The organism is Cupriavidus lacunae (genome assembly GCF_003353055.1).
Taxonomy (GTDB): domain Bacteria; phylum Pseudomonadota; class Gammaproteobacteria; order Burkholderiales; family Burkholderiaceae; genus Cupriavidus; species Cupriavidus lacunae.
Window position 1 is genome coordinate 67,445 of the sequence record NZ_QKWJ01000035.1, and the last position, 8,716, is coordinate 76,160.

The 8,716-nt window shown below is 65.9% G+C and carries 11 protein-coding genes; 6 read left to right on the plus strand and 5 right to left on the minus strand.

Annotation, left to right across the window (positions count from 1 at the left end; all coding sequences use genetic code 11):
- Window positions 1-113: 113 nt before the first annotated feature.
- The gene (apaG, locus tag DN412_RS24345; protein ID WP_012353991.1) at window positions 114-488 is read left to right on the plus strand and encodes a Co2+/Mg2+ efflux protein ApaG; all 375 of its coding nucleotides are present in this window, start codon (window positions 114-116) and stop codon (window positions 486-488) included.
- Window positions 489-501: 13 nt separating this feature from the next.
- Here apaG and DN412_RS24350 read toward each other — a convergent pair whose 3' ends face one another.
- Window positions 502-717: a hypothetical protein gene (locus DN412_RS24350; RefSeq protein ID WP_115213927.1), complete on the minus strand. Its 216-nt coding sequence runs from the start codon at window positions 715-717 to the stop codon at window positions 502-504.
- A gap of 125 nt (window positions 718-842) precedes the next feature.
- Here DN412_RS24350 and mltA point away from each other — a divergent pair, with 125 nt between their 5' ends.
- The gene (gene mltA, locus DN412_RS24355) at window positions 843-1,979 is read left to right on the plus strand and encodes a murein transglycosylase A (RefSeq protein ID WP_115213928.1); all 1,137 of its coding nucleotides are present in this window, start codon (window positions 843-845) and stop codon (window positions 1,977-1,979) included.
- Between the two features lie 172 nt (window positions 1,980-2,151).
- Here the strand turns inward: mltA and paaK are convergent, their stop codons facing one another.
- From paaK to paaG, 3 genes are read right to left on the minus strand one after another with little or no spacing between them, the layout of a single operon-like run.
- Window positions 2,152-3,456 carry a phenylacetate--CoA ligase PaaK gene (paaK, locus tag DN412_RS24360; RefSeq protein ID WP_115213929.1) on the minus strand — a complete coding sequence of 435 codons (1,305 nt, stop codon included), beginning with the start codon at window positions 3,454-3,456 and terminating at the stop codon, window positions 2,152-2,154.
- A 45-nt stretch (window positions 3,457-3,501) separates the two neighbouring features.
- Window positions 3,502-3,954, minus strand: coding sequence for a hydroxyphenylacetyl-CoA thioesterase PaaI (paaI, locus tag DN412_RS24365; RefSeq protein ID WP_078198010.1), 453 nt, complete (start codon window positions 3,952-3,954; stop codon window positions 3,502-3,504).
- Between the two features lie 41 nt (window positions 3,955-3,995).
- On the minus strand, window positions 3,996-4,820 hold the full coding sequence (gene paaG, locus DN412_RS24370; protein WP_115213930.1) for a 2-(1,2-epoxy-1,2-dihydrophenyl)acetyl-CoA isomerase PaaG: 825 nt from the start codon (window positions 4,818-4,820) through the stop codon (window positions 3,996-3,998).
- 274 nt (window positions 4,821-5,094) lie between these two features.
- On the opposite strand from paaG, the gene DN412_RS24375 reads away from it, so the two are divergent.
- The 4 genes from DN412_RS24375 to DN412_RS24390 all read left to right on the plus strand — a co-directional run bounded on the left by DN412_RS24375 (window position 5,095) and on the right by DN412_RS24390 (window position 8,301).
- The gene (locus tag DN412_RS24375; protein WP_115213931.1) at window positions 5,095-5,886 is read left to right on the plus strand and encodes an amino acid ABC transporter substrate-binding protein; all 792 of its coding nucleotides are present in this window, start codon (window positions 5,095-5,097) and stop codon (window positions 5,884-5,886) included.
- Between the two features lie 110 nt (window positions 5,887-5,996).
- Entirely contained in the window at window positions 5,997-6,650 is a 654-nt protein-coding gene (locus tag DN412_RS24380) for an amino acid ABC transporter permease (protein WP_026201215.1), read from the plus strand.
- A gap of 37 nt (window positions 6,651-6,687) precedes the next feature.
- Window positions 6,688-7,440 carry an amino acid ABC transporter ATP-binding protein gene (locus tag DN412_RS24385; protein ID WP_115213939.1) on the plus strand — a complete coding sequence of 251 codons (753 nt, stop codon included), beginning with the start codon at window positions 6,688-6,690 and terminating at the stop codon, window positions 7,438-7,440.
- An 84-nt stretch (window positions 7,441-7,524) separates the two neighbouring features.
- Window positions 7,525-8,301 carry an enoyl-CoA hydratase gene (locus DN412_RS24390; RefSeq protein ID WP_115213932.1) on the plus strand — a complete coding sequence of 259 codons (777 nt, stop codon included), beginning with the start codon at window positions 7,525-7,527 and terminating at the stop codon, window positions 8,299-8,301.
- Window positions 8,302-8,521: 220 nt separating this feature from the next.
- Here DN412_RS24390 and DN412_RS44095 read toward each other — a convergent pair.
- On the minus strand, window positions 8,522-8,716 hold a 195-nt coding region (locus tag DN412_RS44095), incomplete at its 5' end, for a hypothetical protein (RefSeq protein WP_208647652.1).

Sequence of the window (8,716 nt, forward strand, 5' to 3'; positions counted from 1 at the left end):
GGCTATATTCTACCGCTGCCCCGCCGCCCGGTGCTCTTGCCCGTGCCGCGGCCATCCCGCACAATGCGGCTACCCTTTTCCCTGCCTGGCGTCCCGCGCCGGCCCTGCCCACGATGAGCGAGTACGCTTTTTCCGTCTCGGTACGCACCCAGTACCTGCCGGACCAGTCAGACCCTGAGCGCGGGCGCCATGCCTTCGCCTACACCATCACTATCCACAATACCGGCGAGGTCGCGGCGCAGCTGATCTCGCGCCACTGGATCATCACCGACAGCGACAACGGCACGCAGGAAGTGGCGGGCCTGGGCGTGGTCGGCCATCAGCCGCTGCTCAAGCCGGGCGAGCATTTCGAGTACACCAGCTGGGCCACGATCTCGACCCCGGTGGGTTCGATGAAGGGCGAATACTTCTGCGTGGCCGAGGACGGCCACCGCTTCGAGGTGCCGATTCCCGAATTCGCGCTGGTGTTGCCGCGCATGCTGCACTGAACGAGCGGGGAACCTACTGGCGCGGTGCGCTGTCCTGATCCTGCGGCGGCGTTTCAGCGGCGCCCTGCGCCGGCTGGCGCGACGGGTGGTCGGACGGTGCGCGCGTGGGGCGCGGGTTCTTTTTCGCCGTGCCCATGGTCCAGACCACGATAAAGATCAGCAGGAACAGCGCCACGCCGGCTTCCAGGGCGAACAGCAGCATGGGATGGGCTTCGAAGAACTTGCTCATGGCGGATGCGGCGCAGCCCGCGGGGGCGCAGGCGGTGGTTGAGGGATGACGGTGGGATTGTAGGGGCATTCCAGGTGAATTCGGCCCTGCAAGCTGCGCCTTCCAGGACTTTGAACAATAGCAAGATGGCATACGCGGACGCTTCCCTGATTTCCCCGGTTTCCCCTTCGCACCCGCGCCGCATGCGCGGCTGGCTCGCGCTGGCCGGCGCGGCGGTGCTGCTGGCCGGATGCATGAGCGGCCCGCCGCCGCGCATCGAGACCGGTCCGTCCGGCACCACGCCGCCGTCGGCGTCGTCGCAGAAGGGCCGGCTGCAGGCGGCCAGCTGGGCCGAGATCGGGGGCTGGGCGCAGGACGACGTGCGCGCCGCCTGGCCCGCGCTGCAGCAGAGCTGCCAGGCGCTGAAGAAGCGCGCCGAATGGAGCCGTGCCTGCGCCGTCGGCATGATGGTCGACGCCGGCGACGTCAACGCCATGCGCGCCTACTTCGAAAGCAACTTCCAGCCGTTCCGCGTGGTCAACGGCGACGGCACCGACAGCGGCCTGATCACCGGCTACTACGAGCCGATCCTGCACGGCTCGCGCACGCGCCAGGGCCAGTATCAGGTGCCGCTGTATCGCAAGCCCGCGCAGTTCGCCAACCGCGCGCTGCCGGCGCGCGCCGAGCTACTGCAGAACCCGGCCATGCGCGGCAACGAGCTGGTCTGGGTGGATGACCCGGTCGAGGCCGCCTTCCTGCAGATCCAGGGCTCGGGGCGCATCCGCATGGCCGACGGCAGCATGATGCGGGTGGGCTTCGGCGGCACCAACGACCAGCCGTTCCGCTCGTTCGGCAAATGGCTGCTTGACCGCGGCGAGATCACGCCGGCGCAGGCCACCATGCAGGGCATCAAGGCCTGGGCGCGCGCCAACCCGGGCCGCATCGACGAAATGCTCAACATCAACCCGCGCTTCGTTTTCTTCCGCGAGCTGCCGCCCAACAATGATGGCCCGGTGGGCGCGCTGGGCGTGCCGCTGACCGCGGAGCGCTCGATCGCGGTCGACCCGGCCACCATCCCGCTGGGGGTGCCGGTGTTCCTGTCGACCACGCGCCCGCTCTCGACCGAGCCGATCGAGCGCCTGATGTTTGCGCAGGACACCGGCAGCGCAATCAAGGGCGGGGTGCGCGCGGACTTTTTCTGGGGCGCGGGCGACGCCGCCGGCGAGACCGCGGGCCGCATGAAGCAGGGCGGCCGCATGTGGGTGCTGATGCCGCGCAGCTGACCGCGGAAAAAGGGAAGAACAAACTGGCGCCATTGCGGCGCCCCAGGTTCTGACAAAGCCAAAACTGCGATTGTTGTCTCCCCTCTCCCGCAAGCGGGAGAGATTGTTGTCTCCCCTCTCCCGCAAGCGGGAGAGGGGAGCAAACCGGCGCCTCTCTTGAAGGCAGATGGCCTCAGCGCGGCCGCTGGTCCACGATCCGCTTCGCTTTCCCGACCGACCGCTCGACGCCGCCCTCCGGCAACACCTCAATCCCGGCGGTGACCCCGATATAAGACTTGATCTCCTGCGCCAGCCGCTCGCGCGCGCCTTGCGCCAGCGCCGGCTCGCTGCCGTGGGCGCACTCCACGCGCACCGTCAGCGTGTCCATGTGGCCGTCCTTGGTCAGCACGCACTGGTAGTGCGGCGCCAGCTCGGCGTGCCTGAGGATCAGTTCCTCGATCTGCGACGGGAACACATTGACCCCGCGCACGATCATCATGTCGTCGGTCCGGCCGGTGACCTTCTCCATGCGGCGGAATGCCACACGCGCCGTGCCCGGCAGCAGCCGGGTCAGGTCGCGGGTACGGTAGCGCACCACCGGCATCGCCTCCTTGGTCAGCGAGGTGAACACCAGTTCGCCGAACTCGCCGTCGGGCAGCACTGCGCCGGTGTCGGGATCGATGATCTCCGGGTAGAAGTGGTCTTCCCAGATGGTCGGGCCGTCCTTGGTCTCGGCGCATTCGTTGGCCACGCCCGGGCCCATGACTTCCGACAAGCCGTAGATGTCGACCGCGGAGATGCCCATGCGTTTCTCGATCGCCAGCCGCATCTCCGGCGTCCACGGCTCCGCGCCGAAGATGCCCACGCGCAGCGAGGTGCCGGCCGGGTCGATGCCCTGGCGCTCGAACTCGTCGGCGATCGCCAGCATATAGCTGGGGGTCACCATGATCACTTCGGGCTTGAAGTCCATGATCAGCTGCACCTGCCGCTCGGTCTGGCCGCCGCCGAACGGGATCGCGGTCAGGCCGGCCTTTTCCACGCCGTAGTGCGCGCCCAGGCCGCCGGTGAAGAGGCCGTAGCCGTAGCTGATATGCACCTTGTCGCCGCGCCGCGCACCCGACGCGCGGATCGAGCGCGCCATCACCGTGGCCCAGTTGTCGATGTCCTGGAGCGTGTAGCCCACCACGGTGGGCTTGCCGGTGGTGCCGGACGAGGCGTGGATACGCGCCACGCGGTCCTGCGGCACGGCGAACATGCCGAACGGGTAGTTGTCGCGCAGGTCCTGCTTGCTGGTGAACGGGAAGCGCGCCAGGTCGGCCAGCGAGCGCAGCTGGTCCGGATGCACGCCCGCCTCGTCGAACTTGCGCCGGTATACCGGCGAATTGGCGTAGGCGTGGTTGAGCGACCATCGCAGGCGCTCCAGCTGCAAGGCCTGCAGCTCGGCGCGGCTGGCGGTCTCGATTGCATCCAGGGGCAGATCGGTCAGGCGCGTGCTCATGTCGTCTCCTGCACGAGGGGGCGTTTGTCGTCAGTGTATGGTTGTTCAGGCGCCTTCCGACCCTTCAGGCGGCGGCACCACGTGTCCCTTGATCTGCGCCGACTTGCCGCGGAACATCGCCACCACCTGGCCTGCGGCATTGGTCACGCGGATGTCGTAGATGCCGTGCCGGCCGGACAGGACCTGTTCGGTGGCCTCTGCGGTCAGCACGTCATCGCCGTGCACGGGCTTGAGGAACTCGATGCTGCAGCCCGCCGCCACGGTGTTGATGTTATGGCTGTTGCACGCAAAAGCGAAGGTCGAATCGGCCAGCGTAAACATCAGGCCGCCGTGGCAGATGCCGTGGCCGTTGAGGAATTCCTTGCGCACCGGCATGGTCAGCCGGGCATAGCCGGGCCGCACGGCCTCGACCGTGATGCCCAGCCAGCGGCTGCAGGTGTCGGCTTCATACATGGCGGCGGCGGCCGCTTCGGCGAGGGCCTGGGGGTCCTGTTTCAAGCTGGTCTCCTATATATAGGTGCGGGGCAGGCCCGCGCGGCTTACTTGCCGGTGAAGTGCGGTGCGCGCTTTTCGAGGAAGGCGTTGACCCCTTCGGCATAGTCGGCGGACTGGCCGAGCTCGCGCTGCAGGTCGCGCTCCAGGTCGAGCTGGGCGTCCAGCGTGGCGGTGGCGCCGGCATACATGGCGCGCTTGATCGCGGCCAGCGCGCGGGTCGGCTGCCCGGCCAGGTGCGTCGCCAGTGCCAGCGCCTGTTCCGGCAGCAGCGGGTCGTCCATGGTCTGCCAGACCAGGCCCCATTTCTCGGCCTCTTCAGCGCTCAGCCGCTCACCGGTCATGGCCAGGCCCAGCGCGCGCGCCATGCCGATGCGCTGCGGCAGCAGCCAGGTGCCGCCCGAATCCGGCACCAGCCCGATCTTGACGAAGGCCTGGATAAAGCTGGCCGAGCGCGCCGCCAGCACCATGTCGCAGGCCAGCGCCAGGTTGGCCCCGGCGCCGGCCGCGGTGCCGTTGACCGCGGCCACCACCGGCAGCGGCAGGGCCTGCAGCCGGCGGATCAGCGGGTTGAACCAGGTATCGATCAGCTCGCCCAGGTCGGTCATGTGCCCGGGCGTGAAATCCAGGTCGGCCAGGTCCTGGCCGGCGCAGAAGCCCCGGCCCGCGCCGGTCAGCAGCAGCGCGCGCGCGCCGCCGGCCTCGACGTGGTCGAGCGCCTGCTGTAGTGCCTGGTGCATCGCGCGGGTGAAGCTGTTGAGCTTGTCGGGGCGGTTCAGGGTGATCACGGCGACCGGGCCCTGCCATTGCAGCAAGACCGGGCCGGCATCGATGCTGACCGGCTGGCCAGCGGAGGTGGACATCGGGGGCATTGTTTGTCTCCTGCCGGATTCTGTTCTTGTGGTCGGCGCGGCGGCTGTTCTCGACGGCGCCCCTTAAATAAACCGACCAGTCAGTCGGCAAATGTTAGCACTAATTTTTGACTGCGGGTTGGCACGTGGGGCTGCCAATGCCGGCAGGGTCCGCAATGCCGGTGATGGGCGTCGCTCTATAATCGCGCTGCCAACAACAATCTGAAACATGCCGGCATCCGCGTGCGGACTCCCGCATGTTCGCCTATTTGCCTCTATCCGCATTGGAAATCTTATGAAGAAGATCGCTGCATTACTCCTGATTTCGTCCGTGGCGCTGTTTGCGGCGTGCGGCAAGAAAGAAGCGGCCCCCGCCGCCGGCGCCGATACGGCCACCGCCAGCAAGATCATTGTCGGCCTGGACGACAACTTCCCGCCCATGGGTTTCCGCGATAACAGCAACGAACTGGTCGGCTTCGATATCGATATGGCCAGGGAGGCCAGCCGGCGTCTCGGCATGACGGTGGAATTCAAGCCGATCGACTGGAGCGCCAAGGAGGCGGAACTCAACGGCAAGCGCGTGGATGTGCTGTGGAACGGGCTGACCATCACCGAAGAGCGCAAGAAGAACATCAGCTTCACCGCGCCCTATATGACGAACCACCAGATCGTCATCGTCGGTGCCAACTCCCCGGTGAAGGCCAAGGCAGACCTGGCCGGCCGCGTCGTCGGCGCGCAGGATGGCAGCAGCGCCGTGGATGCGATCAAGAAGGAAGGCCAGGTCGCCGCCAGCCTGAAGGAGCTCAAGACCTTCGGCGATAACGTGACGGCCCTGATGGACCTGTCGACCGGTCGCCTCGATGCGATCGTGGTGGATGAAGTGGTGGGCCGCTACCTGATCAGCAAACGTGCCGGTGAATACAAGGTGCTGGAGGAAAACTTCGGTACCGAAGAGTATGGCGTCGGCGTCCGCAAGGATGACGCCGAGCTGCTCGGCAAGCTCGACAAGACCCTGGCTTCCATGAAGCAGGATGGCACGGCAGCCCGCATCGCTACCCAGTGGTTTGGCACTGACATCACCAAGTAATCCAGAGGCCGCGTGACGCCCCGCGCCGTTCAGGCAGGGCGCCGCGCCATATCCGGACCCAGGCGCCGGCCCGGTGCCCGGGATCCCACCTTCTTCTGTTTCGCGCGAGCATGGACTACGTCTTATCTCTTCTGGCGCCATTGGCGCAGGGTGCGCAAGTCACGCTCACACTGTTCGCCATCACGCTCGCCCTGTCGGTGCCGCTGGGGCTGGCGCTGGCGCTGGCACGCATTTCGTCATGGCCGTGGCTGAGCGGCCTGGTCAATGGCTACATCTGGCTCATGCGGGGCACACCGCTGATGCTGCAGATGCTGTTTATCTATTTCGCGCTGCCGTTCGTGCCGGTCATCGGCGTGCGCCTGCCCGATTTTCCCGCCGCGGTGGTGGCCTTCGCCCTGAACTACGCGGCGTACTTCGCGGAAATCTTCCGCGCTGGGATCAAGTCGGTCGACCGCGGCCAGTATGAGGCCAGCAAGGCGCTGGGCATGAGCTATTTCCAGACCATGCGGCGGGTCGTGCTGCCGCAGATGGTCAGCCGGGTCTTGCCGCCGGTCAGCAATGAAACCATTACGCTGATCAAGGACACGTCCCTGATCTACGTGCTGGCCCTCAACGATATTCTTCGCACCGCGCGCGGCATCGTGCAGCGCGATTTCACCACCACGCCTTTCCTGGTCGCCGCGCTCTTCTATCTGGTGATGACGCTGATTCTCACCTGGTTCTTCCAGAATCTCGAAAAACGCTATGCCAAACATGATGACTAGCCCGACCGGCGCCACGTCGAACCATGCGCCCGGCATCATGATCGCGGCGCGGGATATCTTCAAATCGTTCGGGCCACTGCAGGTCTTGCGCGGTGTCTCCCTGACTTTGCACAAGGGCGATGTCACCGCGGTGATCGGGCCGTCGGGCTCGGGCAAGAGTACCTTGCTGCGCTGCCTGAATCATCTTGAAGTGATCGACCGCGGCACCGTTGAAATCGAAGGCGAGGCGCTGGCGGCCGCCGGCCCTGACGGCGCGGCCAGATATGTGGCGGACGCGGACGTGCGCCGCATCTGCCGGAAGATGGGCATGGTGTTCCAGTCGTTCAACCTGTTTCCGCACATGACGGTGCTGCAGAACATCATCGAAGCACCCATGACCGTCAAGGGACTGGCGCGCGACGCGGTGGTGCCCAAGGCCGAGGCGCTGTTGCGCAAGGTCGGTCTGCTGGCCAAGCGGGACAGCTATCCCGCGCGTCTGTCCGGGGGGCAGAAGCAGCGGGTGGCGATTGCGCGGGCGCTCGCGATGGAGCCCGACATCATGCTGTTCGACGAGCCGACTTCCGCGCTGGACCCGGAACTGACCGGAGAGGTGCTGCGCACCATGCGGCAACTGGCTGAAGAACATATGACCATGCTTGTCGTCACGCATGAGATGGGGTTTGCGCGGGAAGTGGCAAACCATGTCGTGTTCATGGACGAGGGCAGGATTCTTGAGGAAGGGCCGCCTGAGAAAGTGTTCGGGGCACCAGCCCACGCGCGCACCCGGGAATTCCTGGCGCACATGCTCTAGGCGGCGGCACCCCGCAACCGGTGGCAGAATAGCCCGCAGCCGGTGGCGACGGTGCCATCCGCCCGCTAATACATAGGAGAAGACATGCCGTACGAAAACATCTTGGTCGAGACGCGCGGCCGCGTTGGCCTGGTCACACTGAACCGCCCGAAGGCCCTGAACGCGCTCAATGACGCGCTGATGGATGAGCTGGGCGCCGCGCTGACCGCCTTTGACCAGGATGAGGGCATCGGCGCCATCGTCATTACCGGCAGCGAGCGCGCCTTCGCCGCCGGCGCCGATATCGGCATGATGGCCAAGTATTCCTTCATGGATGTGTACAAGGGCGACTACATCACACGCAACTGGGAAACCATCCGCAAGATCCGCAAGCCGGTGATCGCCGGCGTGGCTGGCTATGCGCTGGGCGGCGGCTGCGAGCTGGCAATGATGTGCGACATCATCATCGCGGCCGATTCGGCCAAATTCGGCCAGCCCGAGGTGAAGCTCGGCACCATGCCGGGCGCCGGCGGCACCCAGCGCCTGCCGCGCGCGGTGTCCAAGGCCAAGGCCATGGACCTGTGCCTGACCGCGCGCATGATGGACGCCGCCGAAGCCGAGCGCGCCGGCCTGGTGTCGCGCGTGGTGCCGGCCGACAAGCTGCTGGACGAAGTGCTGGCGGCCGCCGAGACCATCGCGGGGTTCTCGCTGCCGGTGGTCATGATGATCAAGGAATCGGTCAACACCGCCTACGAGACCACGCTCGCCGAGGGCGTGCACTTCGAGCGCAGGCTGTTCCATGCGACCTTCGCCAGCGAAGACCAGAAGGAAGGCATGGCCGCTTTCGTCGAGAAGCGTCCGCCGAATTTCCAGCATCGTTAAGGCCTGGGCTAGGGAATACCCGAGAGCGGCGAGGGGATATTATCTTCCCCCCCGCGCTTGAGTTTCCGAGGATTTCCTTTGCCGCTCAATGGGTTACGACATAATCGCCGAACCCCTAGCGGATCATCGTGACAAAGTTGTTGCAAGGGCGGTGAAACCGGCCTAATATTCGCCCCCTCGCAACACACAACGCAGCGCTGCAAAGCAGACGGGGCGCGGGTTACGGGGTCGACCGGGAAGGTTGGCGCAGCGAAGTCAGCGCGCCGGCCGCAGCAAAAAAAGATTGCTGAAGCGGTTGACGAAACGAAGAAAGCTCTGCATAATCTCTTTCTCTGCTGCTGACAACGCAGCGACGCAAACGGCAAAGCCGGTGCGGGTCCGGACGGTAACGAACGGACGAGTTCTTTAACAAACA